General features: G+C 35.4%; 16 protein-coding genes. 7 read left to right on the top strand and 9 right to left on the bottom strand.

What is annotated here, in order from left to right:
• The 4 genes from NHF50_RS15745 to NHF50_RS03605 form a co-directional block, all read right to left on the bottom strand.
• On the bottom strand, nt 1–137 hold a 137-nt coding region (locus NHF50_RS15745), incomplete at its 3' end, for a DUF2805 domain-containing protein (RefSeq protein ID WP_256476025.1).
• Between the two features lie 149 nt (nt 138–286).
• Nucleotides 287–886, bottom strand: coding sequence for an alpha-ketoglutarate-dependent dioxygenase AlkB (locus tag NHF50_RS03615; RefSeq protein WP_109570591.1), 600 nt, complete (start codon nt 884–886; stop codon nt 287–289).
• Between the two features lie 40 nt (nt 887–926).
• On the bottom strand, nt 927–1,628 hold the full coding sequence (gene aqpZ / locus NHF50_RS03610) for an aquaporin Z (RefSeq protein WP_252775094.1): 702 nt from the start codon (nt 1,626–1,628) through the stop codon (nt 927–929).
• Between the two features lie 132 nt (nt 1,629–1,760).
• Nucleotides 1,761–2,648: a DMT family transporter gene (locus tag NHF50_RS03605; RefSeq protein WP_109568384.1), complete on the bottom strand. Its 888-nt coding sequence runs from the start codon at nt 2,646–2,648 to the stop codon at nt 1,761–1,763.
• Between the two features lie 182 nt (nt 2,649–2,830).
• On the opposite strand from NHF50_RS03605, the gene NHF50_RS03600 reads away from it, so the two are divergent.
• The gene (locus tag NHF50_RS03600) at nt 2,831–4,933 is read left to right on the top strand and encodes a TonB-dependent receptor domain-containing protein (RefSeq protein ID WP_252775093.1); all 2,103 of its coding nucleotides are present in this window, start codon (nt 2,831–2,833) and stop codon (nt 4,931–4,933) included.
• On the opposite strand, the gene NHF50_RS03595 is transcribed toward NHF50_RS03600, so the two are convergent.
• Nucleotides 4,930–5,742: an alpha/beta hydrolase gene (locus tag NHF50_RS03595; RefSeq protein WP_252775092.1), complete on the bottom strand. Its 813-nt coding sequence runs from the start codon at nt 5,740–5,742 to the stop codon at nt 4,930–4,932. The two genes, NHF50_RS03600 and NHF50_RS03595, sit on opposite strands and share 4 nt — an antisense overlap.
• Before the next feature lie 90 nt (nt 5,743–5,832).
• On the opposite strand from NHF50_RS03595, the gene NHF50_RS03590 reads away from it, so the two are divergent.
• A complete protein-coding gene (locus NHF50_RS03590) occupies nt 5,833–6,456 on the top strand; it encodes a hemolysin III family protein (protein WP_109568381.1) in 624 nt (207 codons plus the stop codon).
• A gap of 51 nt (nt 6,457–6,507) precedes the next feature.
• Here the strand turns inward: NHF50_RS03590 and htpG are convergent, their stop codons facing one another.
• Nucleotides 6,508–8,394, bottom strand: coding sequence for a molecular chaperone HtpG (gene htpG / locus NHF50_RS03585; RefSeq protein WP_252775091.1), 1,887 nt, complete (start codon nt 8,392–8,394; stop codon nt 6,508–6,510).
• 146 nt (nt 8,395–8,540) lie between these two features.
• Nucleotides 8,541–9,149 carry a hypothetical protein gene (locus NHF50_RS03580; RefSeq protein WP_109568380.1) on the bottom strand — a complete coding sequence of 203 codons (609 nt, stop codon included), beginning with the start codon at nt 9,147–9,149 and terminating at the stop codon, nt 8,541–8,543.
• 75 nt (nt 9,150–9,224) lie between these two features.
• On the opposite strand from NHF50_RS03580, the gene NHF50_RS03575 reads away from it, so the two are divergent.
• On the top strand, nt 9,225–10,181 hold the full coding sequence (locus NHF50_RS03575; protein ID WP_252775090.1) for an ABC transporter ATP-binding protein: 957 nt from the start codon (nt 9,225–9,227) through the stop codon (nt 10,179–10,181).
• 64 nt (nt 10,182–10,245) lie between these two features.
• Nucleotides 10,246–11,253 carry a 3-oxoacyl-ACP synthase III family protein gene (locus NHF50_RS03570; RefSeq protein ID WP_252775089.1) on the top strand — a complete coding sequence of 336 codons (1,008 nt, stop codon included), beginning with the start codon at nt 10,246–10,248 and terminating at the stop codon, nt 11,251–11,253.
• Nucleotides 11,254–11,298: 45 nt separating this feature from the next.
• Here NHF50_RS03570 and NHF50_RS03565 read toward each other — a convergent pair whose 3' ends face one another.
• On the bottom strand, nt 11,299–12,816 hold the full coding sequence (locus NHF50_RS03565; protein WP_252775088.1) for a hypothetical protein: 1,518 nt from the start codon (nt 12,814–12,816) through the stop codon (nt 11,299–11,301).
• A 316-nt stretch (nt 12,817–13,132) separates the two neighbouring features.
• On the opposite strand from NHF50_RS03565, the gene NHF50_RS03560 reads away from it, so the two are divergent.
• Nucleotides 13,133–13,597: a hypothetical protein gene (locus NHF50_RS03560; RefSeq protein WP_109568376.1), complete on the top strand. Its 465-nt coding sequence runs from the start codon at nt 13,133–13,135 to the stop codon at nt 13,595–13,597.
• A gap of 27 nt (nt 13,598–13,624) precedes the next feature.
• Entirely contained in the window at nt 13,625–14,116 is a 492-nt protein-coding gene (locus NHF50_RS03555) for a hypothetical protein (protein WP_252775087.1), read from the top strand.
• A gap of 38 nt (nt 14,117–14,154) precedes the next feature.
• Here the strand turns inward: NHF50_RS03555 and NHF50_RS03550 are convergent, their stop codons facing one another.
• Nucleotides 14,155–16,509, bottom strand: a complete 2,355-nt coding sequence (locus tag NHF50_RS03550) for a TonB-dependent receptor domain-containing protein (protein WP_252775086.1) — start codon at nt 16,507–16,509, stop codon at nt 14,155–14,157.
• Nucleotides 16,510–16,732: 223 nt separating this feature from the next.
• Between NHF50_RS03550 and argS the strand changes: the two genes are divergently transcribed.
• The gene (argS, locus tag NHF50_RS03545; RefSeq protein ID WP_109568373.1) at nt 16,733–18,520 is read left to right on the top strand and encodes an arginine--tRNA ligase; all 1,788 of its coding nucleotides are present in this window, start codon (nt 16,733–16,735) and stop codon (nt 18,518–18,520) included.
• Nucleotides 18,521–18,527 lie beyond the last annotated feature (7 nt).

Below are 18,527 nucleotides of genomic sequence, written 5' to 3'. Positions count from 1 at the left end.
ATCAATTCCGTTACTTCATTTTCAGAAACACCGAATTCTTCTTTAATTGTTTCAAAAGGTCTACGTTCCTCTTGAGCCATATTGACAATTCTTTCTATCGTTTGATTGTCAAATTCTGAAATCTTTCTTTTTTTCATCAGATGAAAAATTAATTCCTAAAGTTTTTTATTTTTATTTGGTTTACTATGTCAATATTACTAAAAAAATAAATTGAAAAAAGAAGGAGATAGTATTTTTTTGAAATTTTTTAATTTTTTTTCCGAACCAACCTTTTTTTAAATAATCTTTAAAAAATAGTTCGAAAAGTTAAATTTATTCTTGTTTTTTGAGGTTTAGAGGATTTGGGAAGTTGGTGTTTGTAATGAATTTGGCTTCCTTCTTTCATGAGTAAGAGGCTACCGTGGTTAAGTGTCAGGCTTTGCTTAATTTCTTTGTTTGTATTGTGCTTTATCTGAAATGTTCTTTCTGCTCCCAGACTTACTGAAGCAATAAAAGGATCTCTCCCCAGTTCCTTTTCATCGTCTGCATGCCAGCCATTGCTGTCTTTTTCATTGCGGTACAGGTTTAGGAGTACACTGGTAAATCGCTGATGAGTTAATGCTTCTACTTCATCTTTAATAAACATAAGTGTAGTAGTCCAAGGATGCGGCTTCATAAGAATATCAGAATAGCCATAAAGTCTTCCTTCATTTCCGTAAAGTGCCGTTAGTCTGGGTTGAAGGTGTGTTTTACCAAAAACAGTAATCTTGTCTTGTTGCCAAGGCGTTTCTTTATAAAGCTTTGCAAATAGTCGGTTGGCTGTTTCTGCACTTAAGAAATTCGGATAATACTCAAATGTGGCATCCGGAAGAGGCAGTATTATTTTTTCGTTTCCAAACAAACTCATTAGATAAAAATAAAAAAAAGGGAAATCAATCCCTTCTTTTTTATGTATTATTTTGCAATAGATTTTTATAAACAATTCCGGCAATGAGAGCTCCGAAAACAGGTGCGATCCAAAAGAGCCAAACTTGGCTTAATGGTTCGCCACCGACAAAAACAGCTTGCGAAAGTGAACGGGCAGGATTTACAGATGTATTAGTAATAGGGATGGAAATTAAATGAATTAGCGTTAAGGCTAATCCTATGGCGATCCCTGCAAATTTTGTATTGGCAAGTTTATCAGTGGCACCTATGATGACTAATAAGAAAAAAAAGGTTAAAACAAATTCAGCAACGAAAGCACTCATCAAAGGATAACCATGTGGTGAAAAGTCTCCGTAACCGTTTGAAGCAAATGCTCCGGCTTGTGTAGCGTCTATTGCAAAATCATCTTTACCTGATAAAATCAGATACAATATTCCGGCCGCCGCAATGGCACCTATACATTGAGCAATGATGTAGGGGATAATTTTTTTGGGATCAAAGCGACCTCCGGCCCATAGACCAAGTGTTACAGCAGGATTGAAATGACCTCCGGAAATATGTCCGACAGCATAAGCCATGGTTAAGACTGTTAACCCGAAAGCTAATGCTACTCCGGCATAACCAATACCCAGATCAGGGATTCCGGCTGCAAAAAGGGCGCTACCACAACCTCCGAACACTAACCAAAATGTTCCGAAGAATTCTGCAAATAATTTTTTCATAAAAATTTACTTTTAATATTTGTATATTAAAAGTAACAAAAAAATACTTTTATAGTTAAAATTTTTACAAATAATTATTTTAGGTACGTAAAAAAACTTAAATATTGAAGATGTGCAAATAGAGCTATGGTTCTATTTTCGGGTTTTTAAGTTTATAATCACAATTGAGATAAGGATTAAAAAGATTCCGAACCATTGCCAGACCTCTACTTTTTCATTTAAAATAAAGTAAGCCATAGAGACAGAGACAGGAAGTTCAAGTGATGACACAATACTTCCCAGTCCGATGCCGGTCTTAGGAAAACCTGCATTCATCAGAACAGGTGGGATTATAGTACCGAACAGTGCTAATAAAATTCCCCACTTTGTGAAGATTTCCCAATTGAAAGGAGTATTCTGAGTGATGAAAGTAAAGATCAGAACAACAATCGTTCCTCCCCAAAGCATGTAATAACTTCTTTTTAAATTAGGGGTTCCGACAGCTATCCGGTTAGCAGTATACATGGTCGTGGTGAATGAGGCAGCAGCCAGTAATCCCCAAACAATACCAAGCAATCCCGGAAATTCTTGCAGGTTGTAAATTTTTGTAGCCAAAAGTGTTCCGACTAAAACAATAATGACCGCTATTAAAGTTTTAGGAGATGGCATTTTTTTGTCAAGAATAGCTTCCAGCAGAACACTCATCCATACGGTTTGCATTAAAAGTACAATAGCAATTGAAACATTGATCTCTTTTACACACAAATAATAGAAAACACTGGTCAGTCCCAGAGATGTTCCGGCAACTATTAATGCTGTAATATCTCTTCGGGTAGTAGGATCTTTTTCTTTTTTCTTTTTTTTAGAAATTGCCATTAAAATTACCACACCGACTAAGCCGTAAATGAATTGTGCCAGTGTTACTTCAGCCGTAGTATAATCTTCTTTATAGGCCAATTTTACGAAAGTAGCCAGAAGGCCATAACTTATGGCTCCGATTCCTACAAGTACAACTCCTTTGAATATAGCATTGTTTGACATTTTCTGTTTTTTTAAGGGGCGCAAAGATAATAAATTTAGAATAGGATTATTTAAGTATGGTCGTCCTGTTTTTTAGTAGGTAAAGCCTGATTTAAAGAAAAATAAGGGTTAATGTGTAACATACAGCTAAAAATTGTGACTAAAGTAGTATAGTTTATTTAACCAACCTGATAAGAAAGCCCATGAGATTTTTTGTATTACTGATTGCTTTGAGTTGTATTTCGAATGTATCAAAAGCCCAAAACAAAACAGCACAAGATAGTTTAAAAACGAAAGAATTAAACGAAGTTATAGTAGTACAAAAGAAAAAAGCTATAGAGCAAAAAGCAGATCGAACCATTTTTGATTTTTCTGAGCAAGCTCATCTGAATTCCGGTTCAGTAATGGAAGGGCTGAAAAAGTTACCGGGATTAATTATTTCAGATGTTGCCGGGATGATGTATCAAGGGAAGCAGTTAGAGGTTTATATGGACGGGAGACCTCTTAATATTTATTCGAATGAGTTAAACTCTTATTTAGAAAGCTTACCGGCAAATGCTATAGAAAAAGTAGAGGTGATCACACAACCAGGAGCTGAATTTCCGGCGACTTCGGGAGGGGCTATTATTAATATTGTGACTTCAAAAAGGGCAAAGAATTATCTTACGGCGACATATTCTAACGGTTATAGTTATACCAAATATGATGATTCGAGACATAAGTTCAACAACAGTTTACTGGTAAGTGCTAAAAATAGTATTCTGGGTTGGCAGGTACAGGTTGGCCAAAGTTATAACGAATCTTATCAAAGGAGTAACTTCTATAGTCCGGATGAGGTTATTTCTAAAAATGTATCGGATAGAATTAATCGTTTTTATTTCATCAAAACAGGATTAAAATTTGATTTTAAGAAAGATCGTCTGTTAGTGAATTATGATTTTAACACCAGTGCTAATACGTCTTATATTAATGCGGAAGGATTTGGTTTTACCTCTTCCGATAAAGGGATGACAGACATAGACCGTCATGACGTTATGCTGACCTATCAGAAACGATTTGAAGACATTACAAAGAAACTTGATTTTCGATTCAATTATAATGTAAACACTAATGATTTCGTGCTTTTATCCAGAGATACGAATAGTTTCGGACTTGAAAATTTATCAGACCAGAAATTCTATCAATTTAAAACGGATTATTCGCAAGAAGTCAATTTCTTAGAAGAATCGAAATGGAGTGTAGGTGCTTTAGCGGACCGATTGGATTTTACAACCAAAAGTTTCGGGACAGAAAATTTAGATTATTGGCGAACAACATTAGCGGCGTATACAGAATGGCAAACGACATATAAAAAGTTTGATTTTATTTTAGGAGGAAGACTGGAATCTTATAAAATTGAAGGAAATACAGATACAGGTTCTTTAACGCCTTTTGATTTAGTGAAGTTTTTTCCGAATGCTACCGTTCAGTACAACTTAATGGAGCAGGTTTCTTTTAATGCTAATTACAATAAAAAGATCAGCTTGCCTAATACTTATGCGTTAAACCCTAATAATACCAATTATCAGAATCCGAATGTGTCATTTTACGGAAATCCTAATTTAGATCCTACGATTTTTGACAACTATGAGATCCGGTTAAGTGCATACGAATATTTCTTTATAGGGTATTCTGTTAGTGATGCCAATAATCAGGTGGTTAATAGAATTATACAAACCAATGACGGTGCTGCAAGTACCTCGATTAACGTTCCTAGACTAACTGTCCACAATTTTAATTTCGGATTGCCTATACCTTATATGCTGTTTACAAAAGGTTTAAAAGAAACCTTAAGTTTTAATTTTAATCCTGACGAAATTAATTTTATGTATTTCTATGTGGGACATCAAAAACATGTTTTGGACGATATTGATTATAAAGGGTTTTGGGTATTTAATTTGATGTCGCAACTTCAATTACCGGCAAAAATTAAATTTACGGCCAATTATAATACCTCAACAAAAGGAGGGAATTATCAATATTATGCTATCAGATATCCTTTAAGTCAGCAATTTGATCTGACATTCTCTAAAAAGTTTTTGAATAATAATTTGTCGATGTCCGTTTACATAAATGATGTTTTTAATACCAATAAACAGAAACTCGGAGCTATAGGAACCAACTTGTTGTACGATAGTAAATACGATTCAAGAAGAGTAGGGTTTTCGTTGAATTACAAGATTCCTACGAAAAACAGATTGGCAAAAGTAGAGAACAATATGCTTAACAATGACAAAAAAGAAGAAGGCGGGTTGTTGAATAACTAATTCTTCAGAGGATATTGCAACAGGAAAGCCTTGTAAATACTGTTATGTAAAATGGTAGCATGGTTTTCTTCCGGAAACAGTACAAAGTGTATTTTCAAATCTTTTCGTTCTGTTAATAATTTTTCAAGTGTCTGCGCATCTTTGACCATTACTTTATGTTCTTGTTCGCCAACGGCTAAATAAATAAAAGTATTGTGGTAATCGTGTTGTCTTAAAAGTGTTTTAGCGTCTTTAAGCAACGATTGGTTATCCCACCACAAACTTGGGCTTGTAATTAAAAAATGTGTGAAGAGTTCCGGTTTTTTCAATAGAATCTCTGTAGCTAACAAACCACCCAGTGATTGCCCGATGATGATATTGGTTCCATTGGTCGGATAGTTGGTGTTAATATAAGGTTGCACTTCTTTTTCAAGATAGGCTATAAATCGTTCCGACCCGCCGGTTGTCGGGAACTCATTTTGAAGTTCTTTATCAGTAGTTGGGAAAGTGAGATCCCGTTTTCTATCTACATTCGTGATCCCTACAACAATAGTTTCAGGCATTTGAAATTGCAGATCAAAAAATTGAACCAATCCGCAGATGTGCAAAAAATCTTCATGAGAAGAACCATCAAGTAAATAGATCACTTGGTATTTTTTATCGGAGCTATAATCCTGCGGAAGAAAAATATTCAGACTTCTTTTTTCATTGAGTTCTTTTGAGAACCATTCAATTTGTTCGCCGATAGTAAAAGCTTTTTTGGAAATTTCCTGAGCATTTACAGTCAATGTTATGATACTAAGTGTTAAAATCTGAAAAAAGCGTGTCATTTTAGCCTGTTTTTGCCAAAAATACAATTTATAAATTCAAATTGGTATAATTTTGGTACCTTTATGAAAGGAATAAAATAAAAAAATAAAATGCTAAAGATCAAGGATAAAGAAGAGTTTTTAAATACGGTTTCACACGCTGCAGGGATTGTTTTGGGCGTTGTCGGATTGGTGTTTTTATTGCTCAAAAACAGAGGGCTAAGCAGTTTTAGTACTCTGAGTATTTGGATTTACGGTTTTTGCGTGATCGCATTGTACACGGCTTCAACGGTTTACCATGCTATTTCACATGAAGTTAAAAAGCGGAAAGCGAGAATCTTTGACCATATCGGTATCTTTTTGCTGATTGCCGGAACGTATACCCCGATTTGTTTAGTTACTTTAGAACAAACTTCCGGGTGGACGTTGTTTTTCATTATCTGGAGTATTGCTACGGCCGGTTTGATCATGAAGTTGTTCTTAACCGGAAAGGTCGAAAAATTATCTCTGATCGTTTATCTCGTTATGGGGTGGCTGGTTGTGGCTCAAGTAAAAGAACTGATTCATTTGCTTTCTGTTGAAGCTTTGGTTTTTATGGCTGTCGGAGGTGCTTTCTACACGCTGGGAACTATTTTCTATGCTTCTAAGCGAATTCCGTACGGTCATTTTATCTGGCACCTGTTTGTGTTAGGTGGAAGTATTTCGCATTACTTTATGATATATACTATTGTTTAAATAAAAAATCCCGCTTCATTGAGCGGGATTTTTGTTATGAAAAAAATATTTTTACTTCAAAGTTTCAAAACTACGTTTTACAAAAGCCGTTAATTCTTCACCTTTTAATAATCCTTGCGATAGTTTCGCTAAATCTAATGCTTGTTTTACCAAAGCTGATTTTTCGGTTTCATTTTCTACATTCAAAATAGAACCGGCCAAGTCAGAATTAGTATTTACTATTAGATTATACATTTCAGGCAAGTTTCCCATTCCGAACATTCCGCCACCACCGGTTTGGCTCATTTCTTTCATTCTTCGCATGAATTCCGGTTGCGTGATGATGAACGGAGCAGATTTGCTGTCCATTGCCTCTAATTGAACGCTGTATTTTTCTTTTGGAACAATCGTTTCAAGATAGTCTTTCAATTTTGTTTTTTCGTCTTCCGAAAGTCTTGAAATTTGTTCTTCTTCTTTTTTGATTAAATTCTCTACGTGATCTGCATCTACACGAGCAAAGGTTAGTTTTTCATTATCAGCTTCTAATTTCTGGATCAAATGCGAAACAATAGGAGAGTCTAATATTAATACTTCGTATCCTTTTTCTTTAGCAGCTTCAATATAACTGTGTTGCATTTCCTGGTTAGAAGCATATAGTACAATCAGATTACCGTCTTTGTCCGTTTGTGTAGGTGCCAAAGTTTCTTTTAATTCGGCTAAAGTATAGTATTTCCCTTCGGTAGTAGGATATAATGCAAAGTCGCCTGCTTTTTCGTAGAATTTAGGTTCCGAAAGCATTCCGTATTCTAAAACGATTTTGATGTCATTCCATTTTTGCTCAAAATCCTCTCTATTTTCATTGAATAACGATTTTAGTTTATCGGAAACTTTACGGGTAATGTAGTTTGAGATCTTTTTCACATTACCATCAGCTTGTAAATACGAACGGGAAACGTTTAACGGAATGTCCGGCGAATCAATAACACCTTTTAACATGGTTAAGAATTCCGGAACGATCCCTTCTACATTGTCCGTTACAAAAACCTGATTCTGGTACAATTGAATTTTATCTTTCTGAATTTGTAAATCGTTCGATAATTTAGGGAAATATAAAATTCCGGTTAAGTTGAACGGATAATCTACATTCAGGTGAATGTTGAATAAAGGCTCATCAAACTGCATCGGATACAATTCGCGGTAAAAACTCTTATAATCTTCATCCGTCAGATCCGAAGGTTGTTTGGTCCAAGCCGGATTCGGATTGTTGATAATGTTATCTATTTCTTTGTATTCCGTTTCGTAATCTTCACCGGCATTCTCCGGTTTTGGCAATGCTTCTTTACGCGTTCCGAATTTGATCGGAATCGGCATGAATTTGTTATATTTTACTAGTAACTCGCGGATTCTGCTTTCCTCTAAGAATTCAGTTGAGTCATCTGCGATGTGAAGAATGATCTCAGTTCCTCGGTCTGTTTTATCAGCAGTTTCTAATGTAAATTCCGGGCTGCCGTCACAAGTCCAGTGAGCAGCCGGTTCCTCTTTGTATGATTTGGTAATGATCTCTACTTTATTGGCTACCATAAAAGCAGAATAGAAACCTAAACCAAAATGACCGATCACGCCTGAATCTTTGGCAGTATCTTTGTATTTTTCCAAAAATTCTTCTGCCCCAGAAAAAGCGATCTGGTTGATGTATTTTTTCACTTCGTCAGCAGTCATCCCTAAACCTTGATCGATAATGTGTAGTTTTTTACCTTCGGCATCAATTTTAACTTCAATCATAGGATCGCCATATTCTACAGTAGCTTCACCAATGCTGGTTAAATGTTTTAGTTTTAAAGTTGCATCGGTTGCATTCGAAATTAATTCACGTAAAAAGATCTCGTGATCACTGTATAAGAACTTTTTAATTAAAGGAAAGATGTTTTCTACTGAAACATTGATTTTTCCACTTGACATATTGTTAAATTTTTGATTAGACATAATTTGGTTAACTTTTTTCAAATAGAGTACCAAAATGGTTTTGGTGACAAAATGACATAAAAAAATCCTTTTTCAATTAGAAAAAGGACTTTACATGAAAAATAGTTAGGTTGGTTTAAATCTTAATATTCCCCGAATCGGTAAGTGATTCCGGCAGTTAAGTTATAGGTAATCGACGTAAATGAGTTAACTACATTTTCGTAGGAAAGATTTCCGTCGAAATTATAATGTTGTGAAAATACAAAAATGGCAGTTGCATCAAGTGTAAAATATAGGTTGTTACTGATTCGAAATCTCGGCGTAATACCACCTAAAAAATTTACTGTTTTATCATTTCCTTCCAGAACTGTTGATTTAACACTAGAATAACCGAATCCGGCATGTGTTAAAACATTGATGGGGTCATAAACACGCTGACTGTCGGAAATGGTAGAGAGGTTAATGACTCCTTGTAAAGAAACGCGAAACATGTCTACTCCGCCTTCTTTATTCAATGCAGTATTGAATAAACGGTATTGGTCAGAACCAAAATCAAGTTGAAGAGCGTATGTTTCATCAAATTCATAGCTAAAACCTCCTCCTATGTGTGAGAAATTTTGAATACTGGGATCAGTAACACCACTTAACCCGTAGTTTATATTTAAGGCATATTTATAATACTGTGCAAAACAATCGGATAGGTTAAAAGTCAGTAGCGATAATAATACTATTATCTTGGTTGTTTTTTTCATGGGGCAAATCTTAAAACTGGCGCAATTTAAAAATATTTTGATTAAGTATCTTATTTTTGTTAAAAAATATACGGAATGCTAAAAGTAAAAGATCTAAGCTTTTTTTATGAGAATGATAAGGAAATATTAAAAACAATTAATTTTTCTGTTGCAAAGGGAAATAATTTAGCGATTATAGGAGAAAGTGGTTGCGGGAAAAGTACTTTGCTTAAGCTGATCTACGGTTTATATGATGCGGATTATGGAAGCATCCATTGGAAAGAGGGCTTAGTGACCGGACCGAAGTTTAATTTAGTTCCCGGAATGCCTTACATGAAATATCTGGCTCAGGATTTTGATTTAATGCCTTATGTTACAGTTGCTGAAAATGTAGGGAAGTTTTTGTCAAACTTTTTTTTAGAAGATAAAAAAGCCAGAATAGACGAACTTTTAGATGTGGTTGAAATGACTGAATTTGCAACGGTTAAAGCCAAATTTTTAAGCGGCGGGCAAATGCAACGAGTAGCTCTGGCTAAAGTTTTGGCTAAAGAACCTGAAGTATTACTGTTAGATGAGCCTTTCAGTCATATTGATAATTTCAGAAAGAATAGTTTGAGAAGAAAGATTTTTCAATACCTGAAAGAAAAACAAATCACTTGTGTCATAGCCACGCATGACGTTCAGGATGTACTTTCTTTTTCGGATGAAGTTTTAGTTATGAAAAACGGAGAATTACTTGAAACAGGAACGACTCAAAGTATATATCAAGAACCTCAGAGCTTTTATACAGCATCCCTTTTCGGGGAAGTAAGTAAAATTCCTGCTCATTATTTTGAACTTCAACCTACATCTGAGGAAGAAGATTTTGTTTTATGTTATCCGCATGAATTACAGTTAGTAGAAAGATCTGCGTTGCGGGTAAAAGTATTGAAGAGCTATTTTTCTGGAAGTCACTATCTGGTTGAAGCACAGCATGATGGTGAAAAGGTCTATTTTAATTCGACAGTTGAAATAAATAAAAATGAAGAGGTCTTTTTGAGGTTAAACCGCTAAAAAAATAATTTAGTTAGGTGTTTTTTAATAAATTAGTAAATTTGCGCCACAAACTAAATCAAACATGTATCACTCAAAAATAACCGGGTTAGGATATTATGTGCCGGATAATATTGTAACCAATGATGACCTATCCAAAATAATGGATACAAACGATGAATGGATTCAGGAACGTACCGGTATACAAGAAAGAAGACACGTTAATACTCCTGAAGATACTACAACTTCAATGGGTGTAAAAGCCGCAAAAGTAGCTATTGAAAGGGCAGGATTAGAAACAGATGCTATTGATTTCGTCATTTTTGCTACTTTAAGTCCGGATTATTATTTTCCGGGTCCCGGAGTTCTGGTACAGAGAGAGTTGGGATTAAGAACTGTAGGAGCGTTAGATGTTCGTAATCAATGTTCGGGATTTGTCTATGCATTATCAGTTGCAGACCAATTCATTAAAACCGGAATGTATAAGAATATTTTAGTGATTGGTTCTGAAGTACATTCCAGAGGTTTGGACATGACAACGAGAGGCAGAGGCGTTTCTGTTATTTTCGGAGACGGAGCTGGAGCTGCTGTTTTGTCCAGAACGGAAGATGCTTCAAAAGGAATTTTATCAACCCACTTACATGCTGAAGGGCAACATGCCGAAGAGCTGGCTTTGATTGCTCCGGGAATGGGAAAACGTTGGGTAACAGATATTATTAGAGATAACAATCCGGAAGATGAAAGTTATTATCCGCACATGAACGGTCAGTTTGTATTTAAAAATGCAGTGGTGCGTTTCAGTGAAGTGATTATGGAAGGCTTACAGGCTAATGATTTACAGGTTTCAGATATTGATATGTTGATCCCGCATCAAGCTAATCTGAGGATTTCACAATTTATCCAGCAAAAGTTCAGATTACCGGATGATAAAGTGTACAATAATATCCAACAATACGGTAATACAACTGCTGCTTCTATTCCTATTGCTTTAACGGAAGCATGGGAAAAAGGAAAAATAAAAGAAGGTGATGTAGTTGTTTTAGCCGCTTTTGGTAGTGGATTTACTTGGGGAAGTGTTATAATTCGCTGGTAAAAATGATATAAAATATAAAAAAAGCGTTCCACTTGGAACGCTTTTTTAGTTACTGGCAATGGTTTTTGATTGCTCAATCAAGTCTGTTGTCGCTTCATATAACGTACGGTTTTCCATTTTGCTTTTCAACCAGGCATAAAAGCTCATGACAAAAATATCTTCTTGATCCGGGCTGATCCATACAAAGGAGTTTTCGACTTTTTCTTTAAACGCCCCGGAGGTGACTTTTTCAGGATTTTTATAATAATATTCAATGAGTTGCAGGTAAGTAATGACCCGTTCCTGATTAATTTCTTGAAGGTATTTGAAGTAACTTCGTTTAAAACTCAGCAAACGCGATTCTACAAGGTCAATGAGGTTCAGATCGATATACAATAAGATCTCGATAAGGTTCTTTTTGATGACCCATTCTTTCCCGGCTTTTTCCATATACCAATTGTCTGTATGGTAGAGTTTGGATAAAATAGTCTGGGCATTTTTAAGTGATCCTTTCTGAAAATAGAACATGACTAAGCTTAGATGAATGTCTAATTGCGATTCTATATCGTTGTGCTTTTTATTCTTTACAGATTCCAGTAGTGCTATGGCTTCTTCTTGCCGATTTGAAAAATTATAGTTCAGGGCTAAAAGTTTATAGTGCTTTAAAAGAAAGGTATTGTAGTGCTTTTTATTTTTCTCAAGCATTTTTTGCCGCATCAGATCTAAGTATGCTAAAGAGTTCTCAAACTTCTTATTTCGGAATAACGTATTTGAGATCAGATAAAGGACTTGAATGTGATAAAAAGCTTGTTTGTCTTTGTCCTTCTGGTTTTTAATAGTTTTGTAAATAGAGATCAAAAAAGGTTCAACTTGTAAGTAATCGTTCGTCACAAAAGCAGAAATACTTATGATCGTCATCAACTGATAAACCGATTTAAAGGATACTGCTTCTTCAAGGCTAATATTATGTTCTTTGAGAATGGATTCAAATAGCATTTGAAAATTTATGGTCTTGCCTTTGTATGTAATTTGGTTCAGTGTCAGTCTCACTTTAGCATAGACCATATTCAACTGATCCTCTAATTGATGTTTTTTTTGATTGGCCTTATATTTTTCTATTTCTGCTTCCAGTTCAATGCTCGGGTTGGTATGGGCATATTGTATTTTAGTGTGGTAAATTTCATTTAAAATAGCAAAAAGGTTGTGCTCTTGAGCCAGTATTTCTGCTTTGTGCAATAGTTTATACGCTATTATAGATTTGTTGTTCAATAAAAAAGTGCGAGACGCTAAAATGTACTTTATAACTTGCATATCCACAGAATTTTCTTCTTCAATGCTGATGTTTGCTATGAAATCGATAAGAGACTGGAGCAGTCTTTTTCGCAAAGCGTGATAAGCTGCTTTATTCCCGTCTTTATAGAGTTTTTTACAAAGCGCTTCAGAGGTTAAATGATCTTTGGAAATAAGTTTAAAAAGCTGGATGTTTTTAGTGTCATTGCGCCTGTTCTTTTTTTTTAGGTATTCTGTAAAACGAGTTTGTTCTTCTGATGAAAGACTGGAAATGATGTGGTTTAAATCATTCATTTAATCGTTAGATTTTTTTTAAAAATTTCAGTAAAAATAAGTGTTTTTGTCTAATTGTGTAAAAAATAATCGTCAGTTTTATGATGATTATGTGTTTAAAGTTTTTGCAAACTGTAGCAGCTTTGTGGCAACATTACAAACAAAGAAATTATGAAAAGTATAGTAAAAACGGTAGTAATTGTAATAGGGGTACTTACGCTAATGGTTTATTCGAAAAGTATCCTGACCAAAACAGGAAAAACATACACTAGTTGTATTAGCTATTTGTCTAAGCATGCCACTGTAGGAGTAAATTGCTATTCAAAATAGCCACCACATGCAGTTAAAACAGTTAAATAAAGCTTTTTTGATCATGACCGGAGTTTCAGTGACGGTGTTCCTGTATCTGGTTTTTTTAGGGTATGATGATATTAAGAGCGTCAGAGATGTATTAAAGATCGTAGCAGCAATACTATTTCCGGTACCGGTGATTTTTTTTATACGTTTTATATGGATTGAACGCTTTCTACCCCAAAATTCAGAAGAAGCTAAATTAAAAAATCAAAAGCCGGCAATATTGTTGTTGGTTGTAACAGTGATAATGGTTTTAGCCATCTTGCAACTACTGGAACGGATGCAGTTGTCATTAGAGAAGAACTTAATTTTTGCTCATCTGATGAATTCAACAGCGATCAGTGGTTATGTGCTCAATTATATCCTGTACAATAATTTAAAGGCAAACGGTATTTTAAGCGGCTTGTTAATGGCATTGGCTATCCATGTTTTCTTTTTTATAAACTAAATTTTATAATCATTAAATCAAATAAATATGAATTTTTCAGATCCGACTCACCAAGAATTAAACCCGACAAATAATTCAAAAAAACGGGAATTGTTATTTACTTTTCAATCTATAATTGTTACGGGCTTATTAGCCTTAACAGCCATAGCCTTTTTCTTCTACAATGATCTGGCTATAGTAAAAGGGATTAAAGTGATCTTTGCACCGTTCCTGTCGGTAGTTCCTTTGCTATTTGTCCTGTCTATATTGCGAGAATTGCATCATGGGTTCAGAGAAGGAAATTACAACAGAGAAGAAATCCTCAAGTTTAGTGTTGTAGCTGTAGCAGTAACGATGGTTTTTACCGCATTAACCTATTTGCTGTCAGAAATAGACGCATTAGAAATATTATTAGCGGCAATTATGGCCATTCTATGTGTCGTATTCTTTTTGAAAAGTAAGATTAAAGATATCTTAGGAATGAGTATAATAACAGGAATAGCAGAAGGAATCCTGATCTATATGATTTTTTTGTTTTGATTGAAAAAAGCGTTCCATTCGGAACGCTTTTTTAGCTTTTAGAACATACCGCCGCCACCTTGTGTTTCATTTTTATCACGTTGCTTGCGCTGTAAAGCTCTGTTTTTGCCACCTCCGAATCGGTAATTGAAACCGATGTATAAGGTTTGACTTTCCCAAGTGAATTTTCCGACTTGAGGATAAGGCAGATCATTTTCAAATTGTGCTTTCATGGTATGGAAAATATCACTAAAGCGAGCGCTGATAGTTCCTTGCCCTTTCAAAACATTATAGCTGGCACCAATATCACTTCGCCACATAGTTTTACGTGTCATTTGTAAAGAAACATCTTTTCCCCGGTAAAAACCGAAAAGCTGAAAACGTAAATCTTTAGTTGCTTTAAAGGTGTTGTTAGCACGAGCATTAAAAAGAGTAGCGTTTTTTTCTACATAAATGTCGCCTACATAACCTCTGAGCGTTCTGAAATAAGCATCAATGCCAAAGTTTGCACTCCACCATTTGGTAAAATTCAAATTTCCGGAAATTTCTGCACCATAGGCATTGTTGTCTTTGAAATTGTCAAATGTCAAAACATTTTTGTTAGGATCTGTAGGATGTTCCAGCATAACACGAGTAATCTCGTCATTAATCCGTCTGTAAAATATTCCTGAAGTAAAAGAACCTATTTTAGTCGTACGAGTATAATTCAATTCAAAGGAATTCGTGAATTGCGGTTCCAAATATGGGTTTCCTTCTGAATCTAAAGTAGGAGTTGTCCATTCTCTGATAGGGTTTACCTGCCCGATACTTGGTCGATCCACTCTTCTGGAATAACTGAAATTAAATGTCCCCTTTTCGTTTGGAGTATAAGAAACAAAACCGGAAGGATAAACCGTAAAAATAGTGTCGTCAAAAGGAACATCGTCTTGACCGGATTTTTTAAATATTGCATCCACCTGATAATGTTCTAAACGAGCACCGATCTGGAAATTCCACTTATCCCATTGTTTTGCAAATGTTCCATAAGCTGAAAAAATGTTTCTATCGTATTTAAAATCAGAATTGTACAACTGGTCAATGTAAAGATTGTTGGTCGTAGATTCGATACGCGCTTCTGCTCCTAACTCCAGTTTGGTCGTTTTAGTAAGCGGGTTGACATAATCAAGATTAGCTTTGAAATTTTTATTGTCATTAGCCGTGTTATTGGTGGTTGAACTCGGAACCAGCGGGTAATAATAAAAACTGTCTTCCGGACTTGAATAGGTGTTGTAGTTTATTTCCAATTCAATATTCTCGTCTTCTTTAGCAAAATCATGTTTGAAATCCAGATTGTAAACCTGTGTATTACCATTGCTCTTAGCAGAGAAATTCTGTGCAATATCTGTTGTCGCCGGGTTCAGATAATCGATAAAAGTTTTAGCATCGGCATCGCCGGAAAACCAGTTTTGAGTAGTGTAAACAGATAAGGTGTTTTTATCGTTGATATAGTAATCCGTTCCGAATTTCCACAAATGGGAAGTATTCTTGTTCCTGATATCAAAGCTTTGTTCGCTTTCGTTTCCGGATTGAAAACTGGATAAATGCCCCTCATTGGCATAAAAACCATGATTGAAACCGTAATTGGTATAAAAGTTCAATTTTCCTTTGCGGTAATTCATGTCTAAAGAATTATTGGTTTTAGGAGTTTTTCCGAAAGTTATACCATTGTTAACAGAACCGTTAAAGCCGTCATTAGCATTTTTGTGCAACACAATATTGATGATTCCGCTCATTCCTTCCGGATTGTATTTGGCCGACGGATTGGTGATCAATTCAATTTGCTTGATCGAAGCCGATGGTATTTGTTTCATAAGTTGTTCAACCGGTATATTGGTGGGTTTGCCGTCCAGTAGAACACGTACATTAGAATTCCCTCTCAATGAAATTTCATTGGTTTGCGGATCAACGGAAACCGATGGGATATTATTCATGATCTCTCCGGCAGTGGCTCCGGCACTGATCAGATCTTTCCCGACATTGATCACTTTTCGATCGATCTTCTGTTCCATGATCGAACGTTCTTTAACCACTTCAACGCCTTCTAACTGGGACACATCTTCTTCAATAGTAATAGTACCCAGATCTATTTTTTTAGAACTACTTAAATCAATGACCTGAACAATGGTTTTATAGCCTATGAACTGGATTTCCAGACTGAGTTTCTGTAGCGGTAGTTTATTGATCTCAAAGTTTCCGGAATCAGTGGTAGTACTTCCGGTTAGCATTTCAGCATTGTCTTTAACGACGACTGTAACATAAGGCAAAGGTTCCCCTGTTTTTTTGTCGGTTACTTTTCCGGAAACAGATCCGCTGTTTTGAGCAAATAAAGACATAAGATTGCTCAAAAAAAGTAAAATCAGAAAATTTACTTTCATTGTAATAACTGTTTGATTGATTGATGATACTTAGTAGACTTTGTTGTGAAGGTTTTGTTACAGGACTTCTTAAAATTATGTTTTTTTTAACAAAATCAGGATTGAGATTCTCTTTTGAAGAAATTGTCTGTTGCTTTTTAGATCGGAGAGAAAAAACTAAGCATCGGAGACTGACAACTAACAACTAAATTAATATCTTTGCAGCTTTAAAATAATAACAAAAATGACATTACAGGAAACATTAACCATTCACATTCAATCAGCCGTAAAAGATTTATTTGATTTAACTATTGAAAAAGTTGAATTTCAAGCGACAAGGAAAGAGTTTGAAGGTGATATTACCATGGTGGTATTTCCGTTAGTAAAACAATTAAAAGGGAATCCGGTTGAGATAGGAACTAAGATAGGAACCTACCTGGTTGAAAATGTAAATGACGTTGAAAAATTTAATGTTGTAGCCGGATTTTTGAACATCGTAATTTCAGATTCTTTCTATATCGATTTTTTCAATCAAATTAAAGGAAATCCCGATTTCGGAAAAGTGGAACCAACTGTAGGAGACAAAGCGGTTATGGTTGAATATTCTTCGCCCAATACTAACAAACCATTGCATTTGGGACACGTTCGTAATAATTTATTAGGTTATTCAGTTGCCGAAATTTTAAAAGCATCCGGTAAAAAAGTGTATAAAACCCAGATCATCAACGATAGAGGGATCCATATTTGTAAATCTATGTTGGCCTGGCAAAAGTTCGGAAACGGAGAAACTCCTGAAATTTCCGGGATCAAAGGCGATCATTTGGTTGGGAAATATTATGTAGAGTTTGATAAGCAATATAAAAAAGAGATCAACGAATTAGTTGCGCAAGGCAAAACGGAAGAAGAAGCAAAAAAGGAAGCAGTATCTATTTTAGAAGCGCAAGAAATGCTTCGTAAATGGGAGGCAGGCGATGCTGAGGTAGTAGCTTTGTGGAAGAAAATGAACCAATGGGTGTACGATGGTTTTGCTAAAACGTATGAGAGTTTGGGTGTCGATTTTGATAGCTATTATTACGAGAGCAATACCTATTTGTTAGGGAAAGACGTAGTGACGGACGGTTTGGCAAAAGGCGTGTTCTTCAAAAAACCGGACGGTTCCGTTTGGATCGATCTTACCGATGAAGGTTTAGATGAAAAATTAGTATTGCGTGCCGATGGAACGTCAGTATATATAACACAGGATATCGGAACAGCTATTCAACGGGTAAAAGATTATCCGGATGTGGGTGGAATGGTATATACTGTAGGGAACGAACAAGACTATCACTTTAAAGTATTATTCTTGATCCTGAAAAAATTAGGATTTGATTGGGCTTCCCATTTGTATCATTTGAGTTACGGAATGGTAGAATTGCCGTCCGGTAAAATGAAATCGCGTGAAGGAACTGTTGTAGATGCAGATGATCTGATGACTGAAATGACTGAAACGGCACAGTCCATTTCGGAAGAATTAGGCAAGTTAGACGGATATTCGGAAGACGAAAAAGCAGCACTTTACAAAACCATAGGTTTGGGAGCTTTAAAATATTTCATGCTTAAAGTAGACCCGAAAAAGCAAATGATGTTCAATCCGGCTGAATCGGTAGATTTTAACGGAAACACAGGGCCTTTTATCCAGTATACGTATGCGCGTATTCAATCGATCTTGCGTAAAGCCGATTTTGATTATAATGGAATAGCCTTAAGCGGAACAGAAATGGAATTGCACGAAAAGGAAAAAGAATTGATTAAACAAGTTCAACTTTTCCCGGAAGTAATTCAGAATGCAGCCGCAAACCATAGTCCGGCCTTAATTGCAAATTATACTTACGATCTGGTAAAAGAATTTAATTCATTCTACCAGAATGTATCGATATTAGGAGAAGCCGATCACTTTAAAAAAGTGCTTCGTGTACAGCTTTCCGAAGTAGTGGCTAATACGATTAAAACAGCGTTCAGCCTTTTAGGAATTAAGGTTCCTAACCGAATGTAATTCAGTT

Origin of the sequence: Flavobacterium sp. NRK F10 (assembly GCF_024054235.1) — a bacterium.
Lineage (GTDB): Bacteria > Bacteroidota > Bacteroidia > Flavobacteriales > Flavobacteriaceae > Flavobacterium > Flavobacterium sediminis.
The sequence above is the reverse complement of the archived record's forward strand: the minus strand, read 5'-3'. Positions and strand labels throughout refer to the sequence as shown.

Excerpts from the sequence above, each read along its gene's own strand:
- NHF50_RS03575 (WP_252775090.1), top strand. The coding sequence starts at position 9,225 with ATGCTAAAAGTAAAAGATCTAAGCTTTTTTTATGAGAATGATAAGGAA.
- NHF50_RS03560 (WP_109568376.1), top strand. The coding sequence starts at position 13,133 with ATGCAGTTAAAACAGTTAAATAAAGCTTTTTTGATCATGACCGGAGTT.
- NHF50_RS03600 (WP_252775093.1), top strand. The coding sequence starts at position 2,831 with ATGAGATTTTTTGTATTACTGATTGCTTTGAGTTGTATTTCGAATGTA.
- NHF50_RS03565 (WP_252775088.1), bottom strand. The coding sequence starts at position 12,816 with ATGAATGATTTAAACCACATCATTTCCAGTCTTTCATCAGAAGAACAA.
- NHF50_RS03550 (WP_252775086.1), bottom strand. The coding sequence starts at position 16,509 with ATGAAAGTAAATTTTCTGATTTTACTTTTTTTGAGCAATCTTATGTCT.
- argS (WP_109568373.1), top strand. The coding sequence starts at position 16,733 with ATGACATTACAGGAAACATTAACCATTCACATTCAATCAGCCGTAAAA.
- NHF50_RS03605 (WP_109568384.1), bottom strand. The coding sequence starts at position 2,648 with ATGTCAAACAATGCTATATTCAAAGGAGTTGTACTTGTAGGAATCGGA.
- htpG (WP_252775091.1), bottom strand. The coding sequence starts at position 8,394 with ATGTCAAGTGGAAAAATCAATGTTTCAGTAGAAAACATCTTTCCTTTA.
- aqpZ (WP_252775094.1), bottom strand. The coding sequence starts at position 1,628 with ATGAAAAAATTATTTGCAGAATTCTTCGGAACATTTTGGTTAGTGTTC.
- NHF50_RS03590 (WP_109568381.1), top strand. The coding sequence starts at position 5,833 with ATGCTAAAGATCAAGGATAAAGAAGAGTTTTTAAATACGGTTTCACAC.
- NHF50_RS03580 (WP_109568380.1), bottom strand. The coding sequence starts at position 9,149 with ATGAAAAAAACAACCAAGATAATAGTATTATTATCGCTACTGACTTTT.
- NHF50_RS03615 (WP_109570591.1), bottom strand. The coding sequence starts at position 886 with ATGAGTTTGTTTGGAAACGAAAAAATAATACTGCCTCTTCCGGATGCC.
- NHF50_RS03570 (WP_252775089.1), top strand. The coding sequence starts at position 10,246 with ATGTATCACTCAAAAATAACCGGGTTAGGATATTATGTGCCGGATAAT.
- NHF50_RS03595 (WP_252775092.1), bottom strand. The coding sequence starts at position 5,742 with ATGACACGCTTTTTTCAGATTTTAACACTTAGTATCATAACATTGACT.
- NHF50_RS03555 (WP_252775087.1), top strand. The coding sequence starts at position 13,625 with ATGAATTTTTCAGATCCGACTCACCAAGAATTAAACCCGACAAATAAT.